The following is a 23,940-nucleotide window of genomic DNA, read 5'->3' as shown; positions in this document are numbered from 1 at the left end:
TTTGGTCGATGTGTTGGGCGGACTCAATGATGCTATCGAAATTGCGGCAGAAAGGGCCGGTGTCGAAGATTATGTTATAAAGGACCTTCCAAAGCAAAAGGATCCTATACAGCAAATGCTTGAAGAGTTTGGAGCTAACGCATCGATGCAGGAGATTTTCCTGGAAAATACCAGGCTTAATCCATACCTGGAACACTTGAAAAGTTTAAGTCAAATGAAAGGCGTGCAAATGCGCTTGCCATACGATATTATTATCGAATAATAAATTCTTTGTAAAATTAGCGCGATCGTCCAGGTCGCGCTTTTTTTTGTTCTAGAATTCTACTTTTAGCTGTGCTCTGATGCCGAATTTTGGGATTTTTGTAAAGTTCTCCACATCATCTGGTTTGTCGAGATAGGTTAATCGCCACATGGCATCTATTCGGAAAAGTTTTAGAATATTTTCTATTCCTGCGCTGGCTTCTATATAGGGTTCTTTTAGTCCACGAAGATTATCGGGAAAAATCATTGCATCTCTGTTTCTTTCACTCACACGGCCAATTAGTGCTTTTGCTGCAATAACTTCCCGCCATTTGAGTTTTCGGAAAAGGGGTATCCTGTTGAGGAAAAAGCCATCGAAATGGTGCTCTGCCAGTACGCTGACATATCGATCACTAACGAACTCGTAGTAATTCATCATGTTAAAAGCATAGTCGTCGTAGGCATATGTTTCATTTCCTTCATGAATTTGCAGCAGCGGATATGGGGCTGTGCCAAAATAGTACCCGGCGTCAACGATGTAGCGGAACCTGCCAAATGGATTGATATTGAACTTGTGGTCAATGCTCATATGGAGTTTATAATACTCATGATTACTTTTCAATACGTTAGGTAGGCCGATAATGAAATTGAGATTCAGAATCGGATATTTTGTGCCAAGACTTACCCGTTCAAATTCACCCATCAGAAATTTTTCGTTGTATGCAAATCGGGTATTAAGTTTTATTTCGGTACTGGATACCTGACTTAATGTGGCAGTGTCGGCGTTATTTACAGTTTGAAAAGGGACATATTCTGTTCCGAAAATTCGCCGTGTGTTAATGCTTAGTGTGTTCGAGAAGCCCTGATACCACTCATGTTCATAGAATACTCCGGCCTCATTGACCATTGTCAGTTTTTTGTTGTAGGTGCGTCTGAGAAATGAAGCCAGTATATTGTCCTGGGTAAAAGCATTTTGGCTTATGCCAAGCTGCTCCATATCATGTTTTATGTTGAACCCCGTAGACCGCCTGGGGTTTTTATTGAGCATGTAGATCATGCCAAGCGCTCCTTTAAATCGGTCATCTTTTTCGCCGTAAGCCACATGTCCGGTAAACATAACTTTTGTGCTGAAATCGTTACTGGTTCTTCCTCCAAACCTAAATCTGTGGCCCTCAATTGCGTTGAAACTATATAGTTTGTAATATGGCCCGATTTCCCAAAACCCAACGACGTAGTGCCCGGTTATGAGCGTGTTGATAACATCTACCCAGGTTCGGAAAACAGGAACCTGTTTAATGGAGTCTACCATTTGATAAATGTTACTTTCTTTTTCAGTTAGTATTTCGTGCCTTTTGCCTTGCCAGAAATTGGTGGTTTTCTCATTCACACTGTCTTTGGTAATGGTTTCCTGCGCCACTTGCGGGTTGAAGAATCCTTTAGGTATGTCAATATTGAGCTTTACATCACGGTAAGATGTGGTTTTGCGACCAAATATTCCACTGGTTTTGTCTGCAATGTTGAAATCGATAAAGTAGTGCTCTCTTTTCAAAAACCAGAGGGAATCCTGGACTTTTTGATAATCCATTTCAGCATAAAGGTCGTTGACAAAGTTTATATTAGCATCTTCTGCTATGCGGATGTTGACTTTTTTTATGGCATAGGTTGTGTCGTGTACCCAGAAATCGCCGGTGAAAGTAGGGTCTTGTTTTCGCTTGGGCTGAAAAGATACCTGGTAGCACCAGCTATTATCGATATATGAGGAGTCAACCAGGTAGTATTTGTAATAAAGTTTGCCGAAACTTGCAATCGGGCTCACGAATCCTTTGCCAAAGATACTCATGAAATTTTCGTAGATATTGACTTTGAGGTACATTTGCCCCGTGAATTCGGAGATTTTTTCGTTTTTTACTCCTGAAATATTGCTTCCATGAATAACCTCTTTCTCTTTCTTTGGCGATTTTTGAAAATAGAAGTCGGAGAGCGTCTCTGTGATAAAAACAGGCAGGTAGCTTTTACCTGTTACAGCACTGGTATCAACATAGTCAAAAACAAATTGAAATTGCTTAAAAAGCCGGTTTTTCCTGAAGTTCTCATCTACATTGCTTATGTCGATTTCCATTTTATTATAAACCTCATAACTGTAGGTATCGTAGCGTTCAATGTTGTTTCTTTTTCTGTTCTTATCAATTTTACGTAGTAAAACGTGCGCCGGGTTTTCGCCGGGTACTACAACAACTTCCTGAAGCTGCACACTACTTGGCTGAAGAGAAGTGTTTATAATTTGAAATGTGTTGGGTTGTACTGAAAAGGATTCGCGCTGGTAGCCAACATATGAAAACACTACAGAGTCAACTGTTTTTTTAGTTTCGAGAAAATATTTTCCATTAAAATCAGTAATTACCCCAACGGTAGTCTCTTTAAATGATACATTGACGAATGGTAAAGGTTCGCCTGTTTCAGCGTCTTTCACCATTCCTCTTACTTTGGTCTGTCCTGTTGCGTTTTGGAAAAAAAGTAATGCCAGAATGAATAATATGATAAGGGACTTATCTTTCATGCCTGGTTTTTTCTCAATTGGAAATTTTTACCAAGATAAAGATTTCTCACCTGTTCGTCTGAAGCTAGTTCTTCAGCGGAGCCTTTTTTCAAAATAGCCCCTTCAAAAAGTAAGTAGGCCCTGTCGGTTATTGAAAGGGTTTCGTGTACATTATGGTCAGTTATAAGAATACCAATATTTTTATCCCGGAGCTTGAAAACTATTTCCTGGATATCTTCAACAGCAATTGGGTCTACTCCTGCAAAAGGTTCATCTAATAGTATGAATGATGGTTTGAGTGCCAGGGCTCTTGCAATTTCAGTTCTTCTGCGTTCACCTCCCGAAAGCTGAATGCCAAGGTTTTTCCTTCTTTGTGTAAGGTTAAATTCGTCAAGCAAGCTTTCCAACCTGTCTTTTCGTTCATCTTTATCGTAACCGGCCATCTCCATTACAGACATTATATTGTCTTCCACACTCATTTTTCTAAAAACAGATGCTTCCTGAGCCAGGTAGCCAATGCCCATCTTTGCGCGGTGGTATACAGGCTCGCTTGTAATATCTCTGTCATCAAGGTATATGTTGCCTGCATTGGGTGTTATCAGGCCAACAATCATGTAAAAAGAGGTTGTCTTTCCAGCTCCGTTTGGACCCAGAAGACCAACAATCTCACCCTGTTTAACCTCAATTGAAACGCCTTTTACGACTGTTCTTTTCCGGTATTTTTTAACAATATTTTTTGTGTATAATGTTTTCATCTGTTTGTATTTTTCTTACGTTGAAGCTATTTTGTCTATTGTGTTACCAATTCTATATTATAATTTTATTCTTCATTTGTTTTGCCAATTCTTGTAAAATGTTCTGCTGAAGATTATGTTCTGTATTCTGTTTTGTTGGTAACCCTTATGCTCTGGCCTGAATAATGATGATGACTGATAAATGTTTTATTTTTCTCCGTAAAGATTTCTAAAGTAACTTTTTCTGAGTAAATTTGTTAAATAGTAAAGTGATGAAAAACAAAAATAGGTCATTTTAGAATTGTGAGAAAAATATTATTGTTTATTTTTAAATAAAAAACATATGCAAACCACCTACATACTTATCGGCCTGGGCGTTATTTTTGTTCTAGTTATATTCTTATTATTTGAAATTTACAGATTAAAACGTAAACTAAGACAAGCTGAAATTGATACGCTGCAACAAATAAATCTTACCATAAAAAGCCTTGATACTGAGGTTCAGCAGCTCAAAAAGGACGTCTATAAAACAATCGACGAACAATAGCTAGTGTCATGTCAAGCATGATATTACACTAGTTAAACTTTATAGCTTGAACAGGACGTATTCTGGCTATTATGAGACTGGGTAATATCATCATAGCCAGGTTTACAATAAATGCACCAGCATTGAGCAAAATAAAGTATGTCCAGTTAAAATTAATTGGGACCTCTGATAAGTAATAGCTGTCCGGGTCTAGTGAAACCAATCCAAATTCCTGCTGTAAGTAACATAGGGTTATACCAATTACATTACCCCAGAGCATGCCTTTACCTATTATTTTGGCTGCATTTATCATAAATATTTTAATAATTTGCTTGTCTGTTGCACCCATGGCTTTAAATAATCCAATTTGGTTGGTTTTTTCCAGTATGTTGATTAACAGGCCTGTTATCATGTTGATGCCAGCTACGAGCGTAATTAATATGAGTATAACCCATACGTTCATGTTTTGTAATTGTAACCAATCATAAATCTGCGGACTCATATCCAGTGTTGAGATGGTTTGCAGGGATTCATTTTTGGAATTGAATTCAAGTGCTACCCGTGAGCTGATTTTTCTTTCAATTTGCCGTACCTGCTCAAAATCATTAACCATTATTTCAAATCCGCTGTATTGATTGGGTTCCCAGTTGTTGAGTTTTTGCAAGTGACGTAAGTCTACTACCGCATAGAGTTCATCAAAAGTTTTCAGGTTGGTTTGGTATATGCCTATAAGCTTAAAACGCCTTAACCGGATAGGTTTTTGCATGAAAAACATGTTAATACGTTCACCTACCTTAAGTTTAAGTCTGTTGGCAATATAGGCAGAGAGTAAGATACCATTACTTTTCTGGGTGCTATCAAGCTTCGGTGCCTGACCACTAATCAGGTACTTATTGAAAAACGACCAGCTGTAAGTGCTGTCAACCCCCTTCAGTACAATAGCTTCAATTTCATCGTCTTTTTTTATAACGCCTGGTTTGGTGATAAATGGATGAATGCTATTTACACCTTCGTAGTGCTGAATTTCAGCCAGATATTCCCAGTTGTTGTCGACGGGCGTGTATTCATACGATCTGTTCAGGTCCCTGTTTACAAGTTGTATGTGGGCACTGAATCCGGTTACTTTTTCGCGAATCTGATTTTTGAAGCCTGTAATAATTGCTACTGCAGTTATCATGACAATCATGCCCAGTATGATGCCAAATACGGCAATACGCATCATGGGTTTAGACCATAATTGTTCACCTTTTTTGCTTGTGTGATTGTATCGTTTGGCAATATACCTGGCGAAACTCATTCGCTTAATTTTTAAATTTAAACCTTAATAGCTTCGATTAACTTGTTAAGATTAATGGTTGATGATTATAACAACATTGCAAAATATTTTGTACTATTGTTTGTTCAAATATTTCGGTATGCACAAAAATAGTTTAATCGTTGGGATTGGCCTTTTTTTTAGCTCGGTTTTTACTCTGTCTGCCCAGGAAATCGTGCCGGCGGCTCATCGTGTACAGGAATATATCCCTTTGTTGCAAAATAAATCAATAGGTGTTGTCGCTAATCATACCAGTTTAATTGAAGATACCCATATTGTGGATTCCCTTTTAAATATGAATGTTGATATTAAATACATTTTTTCACCGGAGCATGGATTCAGGGGTAATGAAGATGCCGGGAAACTCATTTTAAATTCTACCGATAGCATTACGGGGCTCCCTGTGATATCATTATATGGAAAACAAAAAAAGCCGGCAGGCAATTACTTTGAACATATTGATTTTATGCTTTTTGACCTGCAGGATGTTGGCGTTCGGTTTTACACCTATATATCAACACTACATTACGTAATGGAGGCATGCGCTGAAAATGATACCCCTTTGATATTACTTGACCGTCCGAATCCTAATGGATATTACATCGATGGTCCGGTGCTCGATACTGCCTACAGATCATTTGTTGGTCTTCATCCTATTCCTGTTGTATACGGATTAACAATTGGTGAGCTTGCTTTTATGATAAACGGGGAAGGATGGATAAATGAAAAATGTGACCTTAAGGTTATTGAGTGTGATGAATACACACACAGAGACCTTTATGATCTGCCAGTACCACCTTCACCCAACCTGCCTAATATGCAGGCCGTGTACCTCTATCCCTCACTTGCATTTTTCGAGGGTACAGTGATGAGTGTTGGGCGTGGAACGCGATTTCCGTTTCAGGTTTATGGACATCCGAAATACAACGAAAAAGACTTTTATTTTGTTCCTTTGCCAACAAAAGGGGCCAGCAACCCTAAGTATAACGGACAGAAATGTTATGGGCATAATTTAAATGATCTAATACAGTTGGGGCGAGGGACTCATGGAATTAAACCTGAGTACCTGAAAGATGCTTATCTTAAAACCCAAACCGATAAGTTTTTTAATAGCTTCTTTAAACTTTTAGCCGGCACCACAAAATTGCAGCAACAGATTGAAGATGGAGAGAGCGCTGAGCAGATCAAAAGCAGCTGGCACCGGGGATTAAATGATTTTAATGAGCTGAGAAAGAAATACCTGCTTTACGAAGATTTCGATCGTCAGGGACTAAAAAACGAATAGCCCCGGACCAAGTGGTTCATTCTGCGGGAGCTGTTAATTCAATTCGATGCTTCTTAGATTTGCCGGTATAATCATAATATGACATACTTCCGCTATAGCTTCCCGTAAGTGTTTGTGCCTCGCCTATAGGCATATAGGTTTCCTGATCGTACTCTTGCACAGTAAGGTTAAATGAAATATCGTAGCTTGCTCCATCCTGGGTAATTTCAATTAACCCTTCGGTGGCTCTGAATATTTGATCTGCAACAAAACTTGATGCCTGAAGATTTAGCATTAGAGAAACATAGTTTGACGTTCCTGCTTCGGGACTGTAATTTGTGAAATCAAAAGTTCCACCCTCAAAACTTGAAGATCTTGTGTATACATCAAAAAGCATAAGGTCACCTGATCCGGACTCTGATTGATAAGTAAGTCCGGATGAAGCCAGTGCAATTGTGTATTGGTACATGTCAGATCCCGTTTGATAGGGTCCATAATACTCTAGTATACCTTGTGAGAAAGAAATTTCAGTTGTCCCTACAGTGGCAGAGCCTGAACCCGTTCCGTTGTTGTCGTTGCTGTCATCATCGTCGTCACTGCATGATGTAAACGATAATGCTACGCTTATTAAGGCACTTAAGAAGAGGAAACCTAATCTTTTGCTTTTTTTCATAATTTTTGAATTTAGTTTGTTTTGTTAAGTTCCGAATATTCTTTTACAAAAACAATATTTTAACATTTAGTTGACTGATATGCAGGCATAAAAAAACCGCTACAACTTGCAGCGGTTTTTATTGGATTTATGTTGATGTTTATTTTGCTTCATCATAAATAAGCTCACCTGAGTAATCTACGCTAATAGATGTTATTGTTGTTTGATCTTCGTCACTTGCTGCTACAGGAAAAACTGCGTTTATTTCGTATATGTCGCCATCTTTGGAAATAGAAAGTGAGTCACCCTGGCCAGGCATAAACTTATAGGCAACCTCCGATTCCATGGTTACCGGGTTGGCCTGTACTGCAAAATATGAAAATGCTGAGTCAATAGTATTTACCTGGGGAGAGGTATTTAGAGTAAATGTACCATTTGTTAAAGGTTTTTGATCGCTGTAAACCACCAACCATACTACTTCACCTATACCGCTGAAGGTTTCCCAGTCGAGTCCTGATGAACCTAAAATTAATGCGTAAGTGTTAAAGCTATCGCCTTCGTTAGATAACTGGAGCACTCCTTGTGACAGGTCGTAGGAATCTCCTGTTGCAAGTTCAACTGTGCCACTGCTTTCAATGTTATCATTATTGTCTTCATCGTCATCACTGCAGGCTGTAAATATTAATGCTGCGCTGAGCATTGCAATTAGAGCGATGTAAAAGGGGCGTGTCAAATTTCTCATGATATTGATTTTTTAATGATTAGTTGTATTTTAAATTAAGTGATTATCCGACAGAATTCTATAATCAAATTTTGGCTTAACGTATGCTTAACATTCTTGTGTGTTGTTTATAATGTAGCGAAAAAAAGGCTGTTCAGAAAACTGAGCAGCCTTATTATTTCATTTAAATCGTACTTGTTAAATTGTTCTGCCAGGATACTGTTTTAACCCTTCTTCAAGGGCTTCCATGGCGTTTGTTAGATCTTCTTTGTTGAGTACATATGCAATTCGTACATGTTGCTTGCCTAACTCGGCATCTTCATAAAAGCCTGATCCGGGGGCCATCATTACGGTTTGGTTTTTATGTGAAAAGTCTGACAACATCCACCGACAGAACTTATCAGTATCGTCCACGGGTAGTTCTGTGATTGTATAAAATGCGCCCTTAGGCATTGGGCATGTTACACCCTCCATTTTATTTAACGCTTCTACCATATAATTACGACGTTCAATGTATTCGTTGTAAACCTCTTCAAAATATTCTTTTGGCGTATCGATAGAGGCTTCGCCTATTACCTGTCCAAGTGATGGGGGGCTTAAACGTGATTGTGCAAATTTTAATGCCGTTGCCAAGACCTCCTTGTTTTTTGTCACGAAGGCCCCGATTCTAACACCACATGCGCTATAGCGTTTCGACACCGAGTCAACTAAAATAGTGTTGTCTTCAAGTCCTTTTAGGTTCATTACAGAGAAGTGGTCGTGTCCATCATAGCAAAATTCACGATATACTTCGTCAGAGAAAATATAGAGGTCGTGTTTTTTTGCCAATTCACCAAGCTGCTCAATTTCTTCCTGCGAATATAAATATCCCGTGGGGTTATTTGGATTACAGATCAGAATTGCCTTGGTTTTTGGCGTAATGGCTTTTTCGAATTCCTCTATTGGAGGTAGTGCAAATCCATCTTTAATGGTAGCATTAATCGGCTTTATTTTTACACCAACAATATTTGCAAATGCATTATAGTTTGCGTAAAAAGGTTGTGGAATAATGAGTTCGTCTCCGGGATTCATGACTGAATTAAAAGCAAATGTTAGTGCTTCCGATCCACCAGTTGTAATTAGCAAGTCGGTATAATCAACGTCGATACCGACACTTTTGTAATAACCCGCCAGTTTTTTCCGGTAACTTTCATTTCCTGCAGAATGACTATAGGCGATAACCTTCTCGTCAAAATTCCTGATGGCCTCAAGCGCAACCTCAGGTGTTGGGATATCTGGCTGGCCAATGTTGAGGTGATACACCTTTTTGCCATCTCTCTTGGCTTGTTCAGAATAAGGAACAAGTTTGCGAATTGGAGAGGCAGGCATGCTCTTGCCTCTATCTGATATTTGTGGCATAATTGATAATTTAGATTTTATATTACCTGTGCATTTTGCATTGAAAACTACAAATTTAGCAATAGTTTAAGCTTTGGCATTAATTTTTGCTTATTTATAATTATTTTAAATAGGTTTAAAACATTTGGGCCTAAATTTTTTCTTGCTTAGATATTACAATAAGATTACTATTTTTGTAATCTTTTAGTAAAACACAGTAAATAAATCGATTCGATATGAAGGAGATACCCACCAAGTACAATCCCCTCAACACAGAAGATAAATGGTACAGTTACTGGCTCGAACATGGTTTTTTTCACTCAGAGCCTGATGATCGTGATCCATATACGGTAGTTATACCACCGCCCAATGTAACAGGCGTTCTCCATATGGGACATATGCTCAACAATACAATTCAGGATGTATTGGTTCGCCGTGCCCGCATGAAGGGTAAGAATGTTTGTTGGGTGCCGGGTACCGATCATGCATCAATCGCAACTGAGGCCAAAGTAGTAAACAAACTAAGGGATGAGGGTATCGATAAACATAGTCTGTCTCGTGACGAGTTTCTTGAACACGCCTGGGAGTGGAAAGAGAAACATGGAGGAATAATATTGGACCAGTTAAAAAAACTGGGTGCTTCATGCGATTGGAACCGTACCTCGTTTACTATGGACGAAGAGTATTCTAATAGCGTGCTCCAGGTTTTTGTTGATTTGTATAAGAAAAGCAAAATCTACCGTGGTGTGCGCATGGTGAACTGGGATCCCAAAGCTAAAACTGCCGTTAGCGATGAAGAAGTAATATATAAAGAAGAACAGTCGAAGTTATATTACCTTAAATATCTTGTAGAAGGCAGCGAAAGCGAATATCTGACAATTGCAACAACGCGTCCGGAGACAATTTTGGGTGACACAGCCGTATGTGTAAATCCAAACGATGAGCGGTTTCAGAAGTTTGTGGGGAAAAAAGTAATTGTGCCCCTTGTAAACAGGCCGGTTGAAGTTATTGAAGATGAGTATGTGGATATGGAGTTTGGTACGGGAGCCCTTAAAATTACGCCTGCACACGATATTAATGACTATGAAATTGGACAACGCCATAATTTGAGGTCAATTGATATTTTTAATGATGACGGTACACTTAATGAAGCTGCAGAGGTGTTGGTAGGGACCGACCGTTTTGAGGCCCGTAAGCAAATTATTCCCATGCTTGAAGCACAGGGAAACATGCTTAAGATTGAAGATTACACCAACAAAGTGGGTTATTCTGAAAGAACCGATGCTGTTATAGAACCAAGGCTTTCAATGCAATGGTTCATGCGTATGAAGGAAATATCTAAGCCGGCATTAGATGCTGTAATGAACGATGAGGTTCAGTTTCATCCCGCAAAATTTAAAAATACATACCGCCACTGGATGGAGAATATTCAGGATTGGTGTATTTCCCGCCAGCTATGGTGGGGACATCGCATACCCGCCTGGTATTTACCCAACAGCAACGATTTTGTGGTAGCCCAAACAGAAGAAGAGGCTCTGAAGCTGGCGCAGGAAAAAACAGGTGACACAAGTCTAACGCTTGACCAGTTGCGTCAGGATGAGGATGTGCTCGATACATGGTTTTCTTCATGGTTGTGGCCCATCTCTGTATTTAATGGACTGACACAGCCTGATAATAAGGATATTCAGTACTATTATCCTACCAATGACTTGGTAACTGCACCTGAAATTATGTTTTTCTGGGTGGCTCGTATGATCATTGCCGGATATGAATATTTAGGTCAAAAACCTTTCGAAAATGTTTATTTCACAGGTATTGTGCGCGACCAACATCGTCGCAAAATGAGCAAATCGTTGGGCAACTCGCCAGATCCGATTAAGCTAATGGAGAAATATGGCGCCGATGGTGTGCGTGTGGGTATGCTTTTATGCTCTCCTGCAGGGGGCGATCTGCTTTTTGATGAATCGCTTCCTGAGCAGGGCCGTAATTTTGCCAATAAAATCTGGAACGCGTTCCGACTTGTTAAAACCTGGGAGGTAGATGATAATTTGGACCAGCCAGAAGCGTCAAAAATGGCTACAGCATGGCTCGATGCCAAATTGAACGAGACTTCTAAGAGACTCGATAAACAGTTTGAACAATTCCGGTTAAGTGAAGCTCTAATGACAGTTTACAAGCTTTTCTGGGATGAGTTTTCTTCCTGGTTCCTCGAAATTATTAAGCCGGCTTATCAGCAGCCCATCGATGGAAAAACAATGTCTGAGACTATTGTGCTTTTCGATCGGCTGTTGCACATACTCCACCCGTTTATGCCATTTATAACTGAAGAGATATGGCATTACCTCGAAGAGCGCAATGCGGGCGAGTCGCTAATGATTACACCTGCGCGTAAGGCTGGTACATATGATTCTAAAGATCTGGATGTGTTTGAGCAGGCTAAAGAAGTGGTGGCCGGAGTGAGGAAGGTGCGGAAAGAGAAAAATATTGCCATGAAAGAAGGGTTGGATTTGTTTGTGAATAGGGGAGATGATGCATGGCCTGAGCATTATGAAAGTGTAATCAGCAAATTGGCTAATGTAAATAAACTGGAGCATGCAACAGCGAAAGTTGAAGATGCTACTTCATTTTTGGTCCGCACACATGAGTGCTTTATTCCGGTAGGCGATATGATTGATAAAGAGGCCGAATTGGAAAAGTTAAATAAAGAGCTGGAATATAATAAAGGCTTTTTGAATTCGGTTATGAAAAAGCTCGGTAATGAGCGATTTGTAAATAATGCTCCGGAGAAGGTTGTAGAGGCTGAGCGCAAGAAAAAAGATGATGCTGAGCAAAAAATCAAAACGCTTGAAGAGCAAATTGCTAATCTGAGTTAATACTAAATAATATTTAATACCTATAATTTTTTAAGGCTTCATTCAATTCGCATTGGATGAAGCCTTTTTTATGATAGTGATTTTTTAGCCCAAAAAGGAGCCGAAAATGTTTTTTATTGTGTTTCCTGTATAGTCTGTATCTCTATTTCTTCGGCGGCATAAGAAATTTATTAACAAATATTTATGATTTCATTTATGGGTATTTTCCAAACAAAAATTGTGTTTGGTTTGTTTGATACTAAACCCATTAAAATGACTTGCTGATGAAGCGACTAAATTTGAATAACGAAGAAAAGAAGCAGCTTAGCCGCCAGGAAATCAAGCGGGTTGCGGAAAGGCTAGGTAAACCGCCTACAAAAATAGAATATAAAGGGCAGGAAGATACACGTATCTCATATGGTCAAATTGTCTATCTTTATGGAACATGGAATGCTGCAGTACACGATGCAGGTTTACCGATAAACTTATATAGATTGCCACCGAGCAACGAGATTTCTAAGGAAGAGCTTATACAGGAATTTATTAAAGCTGCAAATGCTGAAGGAAAGATGCCTTCTTTCAGGCTTTTTAGAAAACACAGCGATTTTTCTTTAACGCCATTTATACGGCATTTTAAATCCTGGAATAGTGTGAAGCAATATGTTTACGATCACTATCGTGATGAACTACGTTTTGCACCACCTAAGATTTTGCCAAAACGCAAACGCCGAAAGCGTCAGGAACAATAAGTAATTTTTTTCATGACAGTTTTTTTGTGAATCCATTTGTTTAGAAAAGGGAAGTTATTTTAATGCTTCCCTTTTCTCTTTAAGTATTTCTATATCCTGGAGGGCTACTTCCCAATTTTCCAAAGCTTCAGATAATTTTTGCTCCAGCGCTTTTAACTCATTACTGTCTTTTTCATATTCGGCTTTTGCTGGATCAGCCATTTTTTTATTCACAGTTTCAATAGCTTTTTCGTAATCCGTTATTGCCTGCTCCATTTCCGTGGCTTTTTTCTCTGCTTTGCGAATGTCCTTGTCTAAGGTTTTTCTGGCTGCGTAAAGGTCTTTATTGCTTGCATTGGTATTGTCTGAACTGGCCTTATCTGATTTGCTTTTGGTGCCCGAAGTCGTGTTAAGTTCATTGAGGCGCTCCAGTTTGCGTTTCCTAATGAACTCTTCAATTCCTCCCAGATGCTCAATTACCCTTTTTTCGCGAAACTCATAAGTCTTTTGCGTTAGTCCATCCAGAAAATACCTGTCGTGCGATATAATTATGAGTGTTCCGTCGAAATTGTTTAAAGCTTTTTTAAGCACATCTTTAGAATACATATCTAAATGGTGCGTTGGCTCATCCATAACAAGCAGGTTAATCGGGTCTAATAGCATGCAGGCGATGGCAAGCCTTGCCCTTTCTCCACCACTAAGCACACTAACCTTTTTATCAATATCTTCGCCGCTAAAAAGGAATGATCCCAAAATATCGCGGGTTTTTGTGCGCATGTCTCCCGTTGCCAGGTCGTCTATGGTTTCAAATACCGTTTTATTCGGGTTCATCTGCTCGGGTTGGTTTTGAGCATAATACCCAATTTTTACATTGTGCCCTGTTTTTAATTTTCCCTCATGTTCAATTTCGTTCATTATGATGCGTACCAGGGTTGTTTTTCCTTCACCATTTTTACCTACAAAACTTATTTTCTCGCCCCGTTCAATGGTGAAGTTGGCATTGCTGAAAACTTCATGATCGCCAAAATGTTTCCCTACATCATCAGCATCAATAACAATGTCACCTGTCCTTGGTGCCGGAGGGAAACGTAAATTCATTACAGTTGAATCCATATCGTCGATTTCGATACGTTCCATCTTCTCCAGCATTTTTACCCTGCTTTGCACCTGGACCGCTTTGGTAGCTTTGTAGCGAAATTTTTCGATAAACTCTTCGGTTTCCTTGATTTTTTTCTGCTGGTTCTCAAAGGCGGCTTTTTGTTGCTCCCGCCGCTCTCTCATTAATTTCGTATATTGCGTATAGGGTACCGGGTAATCGTAAATTTGACCCAGCGAGATTTCAATGGTGCGGTTGGTAATAGCATCCAGAAAAAACCTGTCGTGTGACACCATAATGACAGCACCACGGTAGTTTTTTAATAAATCTTCAAGCCACGAGATGCTTTCAATATCAAGATGGTTCGTTGGTTCATCGAGCAACAAGACATCGGGTTGTTGCAATAATATTTTAGCCAGCTCAATACGCATGCGCCACCCACCGCTAAATTCTGATGTTGGTCTTTTCAGGTCTTTTGCTTCAAAACCCAGGCCTGCGAGTGTTTGCTCAGCAAAACCTATACGTTTATCACCATCCATCATTTGGTAACGTTCGTTTTTGTCTGTTACACGGGTGATGAGTTCCATGTAATCATCAGATTCATAATCGTCACGCTCTGCAATGGCTTTATTCAGGTGGGCTATTTCATTTTCCAGCTCATTGATATGCTCAAAAGCCGTGAGCGTTTCTTCCATCACGGTTTGCGTATCGGCAATTTGCATATGCTGGGGCAAATAACCAATTGATGTATCTTTCGATATCGCTAGTTGACCCTCATCGTAGTCTTGTAGCCCGGCAATTACTTTTAAAATAGTTGATTTGCCTGCTCCATTGCGGCCGGCAAGTCCTATGCGGTTTTTCGGATTTACCTTGAATGAAATCTTTTCAAACAACGCTTCACCGTCAAATCTTATTGTTATGTCGTTAAGTGCTATCATTTTTATGGTCTGAAATGAGAATGCGAAGTTATAAAAAGTTGAATGAAAAGATTAATGTAATATGTAAACAGCATAATTGTAATGATATTTTTTGAATGAACCTTCATGGATAAATGTTTTTAGAAAATTCAAAAAAGCATGGACTTTCAAGGTGTATGCCTATCTTTGTACCAAACCATATATCCATGACACCTGTTTCAGTTGTAGTTATTACATTCAATGAGGAAAAAAACATAGGGCGCTGCCTTGAATCTGTAAAAGGAATTGCTGATGATATAGTGGTACTTGACAGTTTCTCCAAAGACAATACAAAAAGTATTTGTGAAGCCCATGGAGCACGTTTTTTCGAGCACCGTTTCGATGGACATATCGAACAAAAAAACCTTGCTATTTCTTATGCAAAATATCCGCATGTGCTTTCTTTGGATGCTGACGAAGCCTTGAATGAGAAGCTTAGAAAAGAGATCGAAGCAATAAAGGAAAATTTCGAGGCAGATGGCTACTATTTTAACCGCTTAACCAATTATTGTGGTAAATGGATACGGCATTGCGGATGGTATCCGGACCGTAAACTACGTTTGTGGGATAGTCGTAAAGGTAAATGGACAGGAGAGAACCCCCACGACAGATATGAGATGGTAAAAGACGCTGATATTCGTTATTTGAAAGGTGATTTATTACACTATTCGTTTTATACCATTGAACAACACATGGATACGATAAATAAATTCTCTTCAATTGCCGCTAATATGCGCTTTAAAAGAGGGCAGCGTTTTTCGTATTTTAGGTTGTGGATAAGCCCGTTGTGGAAGTTTTTTAAATCTTACATATTAAAAGGTGGCTTCAGAGATGGTTTTTATGGTTATGTTATTTGTAAAAACTCTGCTCATTCCACATTTTTAAAGCAGGTAAAATTATATCAGTTGTGGCACAAGGAGAAGACCAAAAAGTAATTTGTTTTTTTAATTCATGTAAAGCCTGGGGAGGCGGTGAAAAATGGCATTTTGAGATGGCTCAGCGTTTGCTGGCCGAAGGCATGCAGGTAATTATGTGTGCTGCTCCAGACACCCGCCTTGCTCAGCGTGCCAGGGCAGCTGGCATTCCATTATATGAATTTAGAATTGGAAATTTAAGTTTTTTAAATCCATTTTTGAAAGCAAGGCTTAGCAGGTTTTTCAAAAGAATGGACGTAACTCATATTGTGCTCAATTTACCCGCCGACCTCAAAGCAGCCGGCATTGCTGCCCGCTCTGCAGAGGTGCCCGATATTGTATATCGTCGCGGAAGTGCAATTCCTATAAGCAATACCTGGCTTAACCGTTATTTATTTAAGAAGGTTGTGGACAGGGTGTTGGCTAACTCTGAAGAGACACGCAGAACCATTTTGCAAGAAAATGGCAATTTCATTGATCCTGATCGGATAAAAGTAATTTATAACGGTATTGAATTGGAACGATTCGATGCTGAAGAAACCGAACATTATGAGCGCGTGGGCCACGCTGTAATTCTTGGCAATCTGGGCAGGTTAGAAGAGCAAAAGAACCAGCTTTTTTTATTGGATGTTGCTGAAATATTGCGTGAGCGTGGATATAATTTTAGCTTAAAGATCGGTGGAGATGGACGCTTGAGAGAAATGTTAGAGCGTGAGATTAATAAGCGTAACCTGCAGGAACATGTTCATTTAACAGGATTTGTTGATGATGTAAAATCATTTATGAACCATATTGATATATTTTTATTGTCGTCTTTGTGGGAAGGGTTTGGTTATGTGCTTGTAGAGGCTCAGGCATGCAAAAAGCCAATTGTGGCTTTTGATATAAGTAGCAATCCGGAGGTGGTGTCGCACAAAAAGAACGGATTGCTTGTTCCTGTCAATGATAAAGAAGCCTTTGCTGATGCTGTTATGCAACTTATAGATGATGAAAAGGCCCGCGAATTAATGGGAAGGAATGGAAGGCAACGTACGCAGCGCATGTTCGACATCAAGCAAACAACAAAAAACCTGATTGAATTTTTCCAACCAGGTTTTTAATATAAGTTTTGTCCACTCATTTTAAACTTTCTCGTAAAGCTCGTCTATTATACCCGCCAGCTTATGGTCTTTATCTGTTATTTTGCCGACATCATGTGTCATCAAGGTAACATGTAATTTGTTATAGCCATGTAGCAGTACATCCGGATGATGCTCCATCTTGTCTGCTTCACGGGCAATTTGACCAATAAAATCGGCTGCCTGAGAAAATCCTTTAAATGTAAAATCTTTAACGAGTTGATTGTTTTGTTCTTGCCACATAATCTTTTTATTTGTGTGACACATTCAACTCCGTTTTGTTTTTAACGGGTTTAAATACTATACGTAATCTTTCCTGATTTGCAGGCCTTTCTTTTCCAGTTCTTTCGTAGCATTTCGTAGTAATTCTACTTTTTCTTTAAGTGGTAAAAAAGCAGATTTAAATGAGTTAATAATTAAATATTTTAATTCTTCTTTTGTAAAGCCAAATTCATTTACAGCCAGTTCATATTCACGGGTTAGGGTTGTGTTGCTAATCAAACGGTTGTCTGTATTTAGGGTTACGCGAATACCCATGTCGAAATAGAATTTTATCGGGTGCTTCTCAAAAGAGGCAACTGATTTGGTTTGCACATTTGATGTAAGACAAACTTCAAGTGGTATTCTGTGGTCATTTACATAATTAAGTAAATCTCCGTCTTCGAAAAGCCTTGTCCCATGGCCAAGCCTGTTAGCACGGTTGTAATGTATGGCCTGGTGTATTGATTCGGGCCCGTAAGCTTCCCCTGCGTGCACCGTTGTGTTAATATTGTTGTTGATAATCAGGTAGAAGGCTTCTTTGTGGTCTTTTGCCGGAAAGTCGCGCTCTGCACCAGCAAGGTCAAAACCAACTACTCCACGGTTTTTATAGGCAACCGTTAGCTCGGCCAGCTTAAGTGTAACTTCAGGGTCGAAATGACGCAGACCACATATAATAATACCTATGGTGATATTGAGGTCTTTTTCTGCTTGTTTTTTACCTTTAATTACAGCATCAAGCACTTCGGTGAGCTTTAACCCTTTTTTAATGTGCAATACAGGACTAAAGCGAATTTCAAGGTACCGTACATTTTCTTCTGCTGCATCTTCTGCCAGTTCATAAGTTGCGCGGTAAAGTGAATCTTCCCATTGAAGAACAGATGTTGTTATGTCAAATGGTCTGAGGTACTCTTCCAAACTTTCGCATTTGTCTCCTGCAGCCAAAAAATTTGCAAGCTTCTCTTCAGAGTCGACAGGAAGTTTTACTTTATGTTTTTGAGCCATTTCCCACATCGTTTTCGGGCGTACTGAGCCATCCAGGTGGCAATGTAACTCGGCTTTCGGGAGGCTTTTTAAAAATTCATAATTTAATTTTGTCATATCTTTTTCGTTTTTATGCTTTTAGAATAGCAAAAACCGCAGGCTTTTTATGTAAGTCCGGGTTGCTACTTTTCCATTGATTGATACTTTGTGTTAATATATTTTCCTGATCGGTTGTAATGTTGACAGCAATACATAGTTGTGTTTGTGAATGGCAAGTTTTTAAAAGTTGCTCCAGTAACTGGTTGTTGCGGTATGGCGTTTCCATAAAAATTTGAGTTTGCTTGAGTTGTGCTGACCGCTTTTCAATTTCCTGAATTTTTTTTGTCAATTCCTGACCTTTAACCGGTAAATAACCGTTGAATGCAAACGATTGTCCGTTTAATCCTGATGCTACAAGGGCCAGAACGAATGATGAAGGGCCGGTTAATGGTTTAACTTTTATGTTTTTTTTGTGTGCCAGCCTAACCAGCTTGCTACCGGGATCCCCTATGCCAGGTAAACCGGCCTCCGATATTATACCTCCGTCAAATCCCTGCAGCAGCGGGTTCATCATTTCTGATAAGTCCTCGTCGTTGGTTTTTTTATTTAACACATAGAAATGACTGCCATCAATGTCAAAAGATTTGTCCAGCTTTCTGAGATAGCGGCGTGTAGTTTTGATGTTTTCCGCATAAAAATGGCTAAGAGAGGTTGTAATGTTTTGAACCTCACCCGGAATAGAGATGTCTGGGTGGCTTTCTCCCAGGAGCATTGGTAGCAAATAGAGGGTTCCGGTCATATAAGCATCTACAAATTTTTATGATAAAATTGAGCAAAGGTACACTTTTTCTGGTAATGCCACAATACCTTTCTTTATTTCGCCTTCAGTTATAGTGTTTGTTGGTTATAGTTTGATGTTTTGCTACATTTGTCTCCATTAATTTTTACCCTTCAAATAGCATTTAATGATGTATTTGGTGCAAAAAATAATCAGGAATCGGAATACAATTCTCGTTATGGCCGTGGTTGCGGGAATGCTATTTGGAAATTTAGCCGAACCATTAGAGCCCTATACAATTTGGGTGCTTGCATTGGTAATGCTGGTGTCAACCACCGGAATTTCTTTTAAATCATTAGTGCCTTTCAGTAATACACTTAAGATTTTTGGTGCAGGAATTTTATTCAATTATGTGGTGTTTTCTGCCATGGCTATTTTACTGGCCTGGTTGCTTTTCCCGGTCGGACCTTATTTTATGGGTTTTGTAGTTATAGCTTTTTCTCCACCGGGGATTGCAGTTATTCCTTTTTCACAAATTTTACATGGTAACAGTAATTATACTATTTTAGCTACACTTGGTTCATACATCGCAGCAGTGCTTATTTTGCCCTGGGTGTTCGATCTTTTTCCAACTGAAAGTTCGTTACAGCGCACTGATATTCTGATTTTCCTAACCAAAATTATAGTTGTGCCACTTATTTTGTCACGATTACTTCTTATAAAACCAATTAAACCTTATGTGGAAAAAAGTAGGGGGCGGATTACTGACTGGGGGTTTGCTTTTATAATTTTTGTGGCAGTCGGTTTAAACCGCCATGTGTTTTATGAATTTTCCGATGTATTATTGAAAAGTATTTTGTTGCTTTTTGCACTTACATTCGTGTTGGGTTATATTTATGATAAGTTAAACAGAAAATTTCATTGGGTAGATTCCAAAACAGAGGTAAGCCAAAATTTGTTGCTTACTATAAAAAGTAGTGGTTTTACTGCCACTACTTCTCTTGCTTTATTTGGGAAAGAGGCAGCAATACCATCCGCAGTGATGGCAATAATGGTTTTGGTGTATCTTATATATTTGAGTTTAAAATAGAACGTTTTGCAAGTAACATTTTTAGGAACCGGTACATCACAGGGGATACCCGTAATTGGCTGCAATTGTGAAGTTTGTAGCTCGGGTGACCCGCGTGACAAACGCTTAAGGACAGCATTGATGCTCGAGAAAGGAAAAGACCGGCTTGTGATTGATACCGGACCTGACTTCAGACAGCAGATGTTGGCAAGCAATGTTAAAAGCCTGTCCGGGGTTTTACTCACCCATGAACACAACGACCATATTGCCGGATTAGACGATTTGCGATCTTTTAACTTCATGTCGAAAAAAGCGGTTGATATTTGGGCCGAAAATCGTGTGATTAATGTGCTTAAAAGGCAATATCCATATGTATTTGCCGATAAAAAATACCCCGGAACACCGGAGCTCGTTTTACATGAAATAAACCAGGGTAAAATACGAATAGGCGCATTTGAGATAGAGCCTATCCGTCTGTATCACTATAAGTTGCCTGTGTTGGGCTTTCGTATAGATGACGTAGCTTTTTTAACAGATGTAAGTGAAATTCCTCCTGAAAGCATTCAGAAATTAACAGGTCTTAAGTTACTTATTATTGATGCTTTACGAATCAGAGAACATATCTCTCATTTTAATTTAGAGCAGGCCTTAGATGTCGCAAATAAATTAAAGCCTGAACAAACCCGATTTATACATATCAGCCATCATTTAGGTCTGCATGCTAATGTTAATTCGAAACTTCCAGCTCATATCGGACCCGCATATGATGGTCTTTCTATGAGTATTTAAACTAATTGTTATGAGAAAAAATACTATTCATGATATATCAGTTTATGAGTTTCCTGGTATGGCGACTATCACATTACTTACAAAAAAACCTTTTGATATGCATAAGGTAAATGGTGAGGGCAACCGCAATACAATCGCCGCTTGTTTAGATATTCCTTCTGAACATCTGGTTTTTCCTGACCAAAACCATACCTCCAATGTTGGAGTTGTCACAAGTGGCAATCTCGATCATTCATTTAGCAATACAGATGCGCTTATTACAAACGAATTAAATTTTGCTCTGGGTGTTGTGACTGCGGATTGTGTACCCATTCTGCTGTTTGACAGGGCGAAGAAAGCAATTGGTGCTGTGCATGCAGGGTGGCGCGGTACAAATGCACGGATTGTAGAAAAAACCATACGGGCCATGCAGGTGAATTTTGGAACCAAACCACATGAATTGTCCGTGGGAATTGGTCCGTCAATTTCACCAGAAGTTTATGAAGTAGGTGCTGATGTGTTTGATGCATTTTTTAAAGCAGGACATAATGTAGATTTATTCTTTAAGCCATACACAAACGGTAAATATTTGCTCAATTTGTGGAAAGCCAATTATATGCAGTTAGCTTATATGGGGGTGGCCGATATTTCAATAGAACAAGCAAAAATGTGTACCTTTATGCTTCATGATGTTTTTTATTCTGCCAGGAGAGAGGGTATTCAAACAGGGAGAAATGCGGCAATTATAAAAAACCAGAAATAATACACATTTTAGTTACAACCATTTTACTTTTTCGTGTCTCTACTATAGAGTGAGCGCGTGAAAGTAAAAAATATTATTGCTGTGAATTACAATTTGCAAGAAATTTATACTGATTACGCGCCTGTGCTTTTTAAGATATGTTTGCGCTATAGCAGTTCATATGCCGAAGCAGAAGACTTATTACACGATAGTTTTATTCGGATATTTGAACGGCTTCCGCAATATAAAGGTAAAGGTTCTTTTGAAGGATGGTTAAAAAGAATTGTGGTGAGTGTGGCTATAAATAAATTGCGCACCAACAGGTTCACACCTGATTACCACGAGACTTTTGATGATATAAATGAGCAGGAGATTGAAGTAGACTACGAGGATTTATCTGAAGAACGTAAGTTGATGCTCGATGCAGAATTGTCGCATGAAGATGTGTTTAAATGTCTGCAGGAATTGCCTGTTAAAGCAAGAGCAGTATTTAATCTTTATGTTTTTGAAAAGAAAAAACATAAAGAAATTGCCGAAGAGCTCGAGATTTCTTCAAGTACCTCAAAAACGCAACTTAAAAGAGCCAGGGTATTATTACATAAACAGTTAATGAGATACGCTGAAATGAAAAGAAAAAACATAAAGAAACTATCTATATTTTCCTTTTTAATACCGGGAGCGCGATATTCGTACGTGGATAAATATGTGAAAGGAAATATTGATAAGGCTAATATGACGCCACCTCCGATGGATATGACTGCAATTGCCGGGAAATCTTCTGCCGGAGTAAATACAATATCAACTTCAGTAAATATTATGAATAGTGCGCTTAGCCATATAAAAGCCCACCTCATAACCTATACAAGTGCTTTTGTTTTGGGTACTTCAGCTATCACTTTTATGCTACTTCCGGAGACAGAAGTTACCAAAGAGCAGCAAATCGAAACAATTAACCCACGCATGCATCCCGTGTTAAATCCAATTGACCTGGATAGTTTTATGCAGGCTCCTGTTGATCAGTTTGAAGGGCGTCCCGTGCAGGTTAACACACCAATACCAGCAAAGGAATCTGTTGATACTGTAACTATTTATGAACATGTAAGAGTTGTTGATTCCCTGAAATAAATTTTAGTTTCTATTCGTCAGTAAATCTATCTGCTTTTTTATAAAAAATTGGCTTGTTATTCTCTGAATAGAAAAAAGAAACTTAATTTAGTTGCTTTTTAATCAGGGGATTTATGTTCAACGGACGGGGAAAGATAAGCTTTATATTGGTTGGTACTGCATTGCTTGCAAATATGGCCTATTCGCAGCAAAATCTCTCTATTAGGTCTGATACCGTTTATTTTGACACAATTGTAGACAATAAATCACAAGTTTATCGCAAAATTATTATTTACGATACCTTGTGGTTGACTGACAGGTTACCTGCTCGGAAAGCAGGGTTGATGTCATTACTAACTGATCCTCCCAGGTTTGTGCTTCCCGCAACTAAAATTGAAGCACCTTTTACATACCAACCCTGGATCGAAACCGGAATTTCATATTATTTTAATAATAGCTTTGTAAATAAGTCCTTACTTAATAAAAAGGAGTCTTATCAGAATACAACAGGCTTTGGAGCTTATGTGAATGCCTTTATTCCTTATGAAAATTTTTATGTGCGTTCAGGGCTCAATATGAGCTATTTTAGAACCGAAATTGATGGTGCGTATAAAATATCAGAATTAGATAGTACCATAAGCCATATTCCTTCTACATACGATTCGGTAATAATTGATACTGCCTACTTTCTTGATACCGATCAATTGCCTGATACTGTGTATGTAATGCATGTCGATACTTTTAATATGACCATTTATGATACTGTGAGGCAAGTGGATTACGATACCAGTAGTGTCAATAAATCTCTCCATTTTACGAATAGATATTTTTATCTGGAAATGCCATTCTTGTTTGGTTATAATTTCATTTTTCGACCTTTTGAATTGGCTCTGGAGTCTGGATTTTATTTAACCTGGCTTGCCAGGGTTAGGGGAAAAGTTATTAATAGGTCTCATTTTTTAAAACAACTCGATGACAAATATTTTCACCGTGTAAATTTTGATGCCGCTTTGAGGTTTCGGCTAAAATACAACATAAGTTCATCAAAAGCCATTACATTTAGCCCAGGCATACGATATTCGTTATTTAGTATATACCGTAATGATCAGATAGTTGCGCGCAGGAATTTACGTTTTGGAGTTGCTTTGGGTTATATTTTTTACTAACTT

21 protein-coding genes and 1 pseudogene are annotated in these 23,940 nt (G+C 38.8%); 12 read left to right on the top strand and 10 right to left on the bottom strand.

The features are described 5' to 3' along the window. Positions 1–262, top strand: a pseudogene (locus VJ937_RS06575) (signal peptide peptidase SppA); the annotation flags it as partial. A 51-nt stretch (positions 263–313) separates the two neighbouring features. Here VJ937_RS06575 and VJ937_RS06570 read toward each other — a convergent pair. Continuing rightward, positions 314–2,797, bottom strand: a complete 2,484-nt coding sequence (locus VJ937_RS06570) for a DUF5686 and carboxypeptidase-like regulatory domain-containing protein (protein WP_324066094.1) — start codon at positions 2,795–2,797, stop codon at positions 314–316. Then, positions 2,794–3,531 carry an LPS export ABC transporter ATP-binding protein gene (gene lptB / locus VJ937_RS06565; protein WP_324066093.1) on the bottom strand — a complete coding sequence of 246 codons (738 nt, stop codon included), beginning with the start codon at positions 3,529–3,531 and terminating at the stop codon, positions 2,794–2,796. Before lptB ends, VJ937_RS06570 begins: the two co-directional genes overlap by 4 nt. A 322-nt stretch (positions 3,532–3,853) precedes the next feature. Between lptB and VJ937_RS06560 the strand changes: the two genes are divergently transcribed. Further along, entirely contained in the window at positions 3,854–4,057 is a 204-nt protein-coding gene (locus VJ937_RS06560) for a hypothetical protein (RefSeq protein WP_324066092.1), read from the top strand. A 28-nt stretch (positions 4,058–4,085) separates the two neighbouring features. Here the strand turns inward: VJ937_RS06560 and VJ937_RS06555 are convergent, their stop codons facing one another. After that, positions 4,086–5,333 carry an ABC transporter permease gene (locus tag VJ937_RS06555; RefSeq protein WP_324066091.1) on the bottom strand — a complete coding sequence of 416 codons (1,248 nt, stop codon included), beginning with the start codon at positions 5,331–5,333 and terminating at the stop codon, positions 4,086–4,088. Between the two features lie 118 nt (positions 5,334–5,451). On the opposite strand from VJ937_RS06555, the gene VJ937_RS06550 reads away from it, so the two are divergent. Then, positions 5,452–6,636 (top strand): DUF1343 domain-containing protein, encoded by a 1,185-nt coding sequence (locus tag VJ937_RS06550; protein WP_324066090.1) that lies wholly within the window; start codon positions 5,452–5,454, stop codon positions 6,634–6,636. Between the two features lie 16 nt (positions 6,637–6,652). On the opposite strand, the gene VJ937_RS06545 is transcribed toward VJ937_RS06550, so the two are convergent. The 3 genes from VJ937_RS06545 to VJ937_RS06535 all read right to left on the bottom strand — a co-directional run bounded on the left by VJ937_RS06545 (position 6,653) and on the right by VJ937_RS06535 (position 9,386). Further along, positions 6,653–7,288, bottom strand: coding sequence for a hypothetical protein (locus VJ937_RS06545; RefSeq protein ID WP_324066089.1), 636 nt, complete (start codon positions 7,286–7,288; stop codon positions 6,653–6,655). Positions 7,289–7,427: 139 nt separating this feature from the next. Beyond that, positions 7,428–8,009, bottom strand: a complete 582-nt coding sequence (locus VJ937_RS06540; protein WP_324066088.1) for a hypothetical protein — start codon at positions 8,007–8,009, stop codon at positions 7,428–7,430. A gap of 177 nt (positions 8,010–8,186) precedes the next feature. Next, positions 8,187–9,386: a pyridoxal phosphate-dependent aminotransferase gene (locus VJ937_RS06535; protein ID WP_324066087.1), complete on the bottom strand. Its 1,200-nt coding sequence runs from the start codon at positions 9,384–9,386 to the stop codon at positions 8,187–8,189. Positions 9,387–9,601: 215 nt separating this feature from the next. On the opposite strand from VJ937_RS06535, the gene VJ937_RS06530 reads away from it, so the two are divergent. Beyond that, complete coding sequence (locus tag VJ937_RS06530; RefSeq protein WP_324066086.1) at positions 9,602–12,238, top strand: valine--tRNA ligase; 2,637 nt, start codon at positions 9,602–9,604, stop codon at positions 12,236–12,238. Positions 12,239–12,501: 263 nt separating this feature from the next. After that, a complete protein-coding gene (locus VJ937_RS06525) occupies positions 12,502–12,966 on the top strand; it encodes a homing endonuclease associated repeat-containing protein (protein WP_057952599.1) in 465 nt (154 codons plus the stop codon). Positions 12,967–13,020: 54 nt separating this feature from the next. On the opposite strand, the gene VJ937_RS06520 is transcribed toward VJ937_RS06525, so the two are convergent. Beyond that, the gene (locus tag VJ937_RS06520) at positions 13,021–14,979 is read right to left on the bottom strand and encodes an ABC-F family ATP-binding cassette domain-containing protein (protein WP_324066085.1); all 1,959 of its coding nucleotides are present in this window, start codon (positions 14,977–14,979) and stop codon (positions 13,021–13,023) included. A gap of 185 nt (positions 14,980–15,164) precedes the next feature. On the opposite strand from VJ937_RS06520, the gene VJ937_RS06515 reads away from it, so the two are divergent. Then, positions 15,165–15,932, top strand: a complete 768-nt coding sequence (locus VJ937_RS06515) for a glycosyltransferase family 2 protein (RefSeq protein ID WP_324066084.1) — start codon at positions 15,165–15,167, stop codon at positions 15,930–15,932. Next, positions 15,905–17,011, top strand: a complete 1,107-nt coding sequence (locus VJ937_RS06510; protein WP_324066083.1) for a glycosyltransferase family 4 protein — start codon at positions 15,905–15,907, stop codon at positions 17,009–17,011. The genes VJ937_RS06515 and VJ937_RS06510 overlap by 28 nt, the downstream gene beginning before the upstream one ends. Positions 17,012–17,032: 21 nt before the next feature. Here the strand turns inward: VJ937_RS06510 and VJ937_RS06505 are convergent, their stop codons facing one another. From VJ937_RS06505 to VJ937_RS06495, 3 genes are read right to left on the bottom strand one after another with little or no spacing between them, the layout of a single operon-like run. After that, positions 17,033–17,272: a 4a-hydroxytetrahydrobiopterin dehydratase gene (locus VJ937_RS06505; protein WP_057952595.1), complete on the bottom strand. Its 240-nt coding sequence runs from the start codon at positions 17,270–17,272 to the stop codon at positions 17,033–17,035. A 57-nt stretch (positions 17,273–17,329) separates the two neighbouring features. After that, entirely contained in the window at positions 17,330–18,388 is a 1,059-nt protein-coding gene (add, locus tag VJ937_RS06500) for an adenosine deaminase (protein ID WP_324066082.1), read from the bottom strand. 13 nt (positions 18,389–18,401) lie between these two features. Beyond that, positions 18,402–19,109, bottom strand: a complete 708-nt coding sequence (locus VJ937_RS06495; RefSeq protein WP_324066081.1) for an SAM-dependent methyltransferase — start codon at positions 19,107–19,109, stop codon at positions 18,402–18,404. A 166-nt stretch (positions 19,110–19,275) separates the two neighbouring features. On the opposite strand from VJ937_RS06495, the gene VJ937_RS06490 reads away from it, so the two are divergent. The 5 genes from VJ937_RS06490 (at position 19,276) to VJ937_RS06470 (ending at position 23,937) form a co-directional block, all read left to right on the top strand. Beyond that, positions 19,276–20,178, top strand: coding sequence for a hypothetical protein (locus tag VJ937_RS06490; protein WP_324066080.1), 903 nt, complete (start codon positions 19,276–19,278; stop codon positions 20,176–20,178). A gap of 6 nt (positions 20,179–20,184) precedes the next feature. Then, the gene (locus tag VJ937_RS06485; protein WP_324066079.1) at positions 20,185–20,946 is read left to right on the top strand and encodes an MBL fold metallo-hydrolase; all 762 of its coding nucleotides are present in this window, start codon (positions 20,185–20,187) and stop codon (positions 20,944–20,946) included. A 10-nt stretch (positions 20,947–20,956) separates the two neighbouring features. After that, positions 20,957–21,688, top strand: coding sequence for a peptidoglycan editing factor PgeF (gene pgeF, locus VJ937_RS06480; RefSeq protein WP_324066078.1), 732 nt, complete (start codon positions 20,957–20,959; stop codon positions 21,686–21,688). An 81-nt stretch (positions 21,689–21,769) separates the two neighbouring features. Next, positions 21,770–22,792: a sigma-70 family RNA polymerase sigma factor gene (locus VJ937_RS06475; RefSeq protein ID WP_324066077.1), complete on the top strand. Its 1,023-nt coding sequence runs from the start codon at positions 21,770–21,772 to the stop codon at positions 22,790–22,792. A 113-nt stretch (positions 22,793–22,905) separates the two neighbouring features. Continuing rightward, entirely contained in the window at positions 22,906–23,937 is a 1,032-nt protein-coding gene (locus VJ937_RS06470) for a hypothetical protein (RefSeq protein WP_324066076.1), read from the top strand. Positions 23,938–23,940 lie beyond the last annotated feature (3 nt).

This window comes from Salinivirga sp. (assembly GCF_035268865.1).
GTDB lineage: Bacteria > Bacteroidota > Bacteroidia > Bacteroidales > Salinivirgaceae > Salinivirga.
The sequence above is the reverse complement of the archived record's forward strand: the minus strand, read 5'-3'. Positions and strand labels throughout refer to the sequence as shown.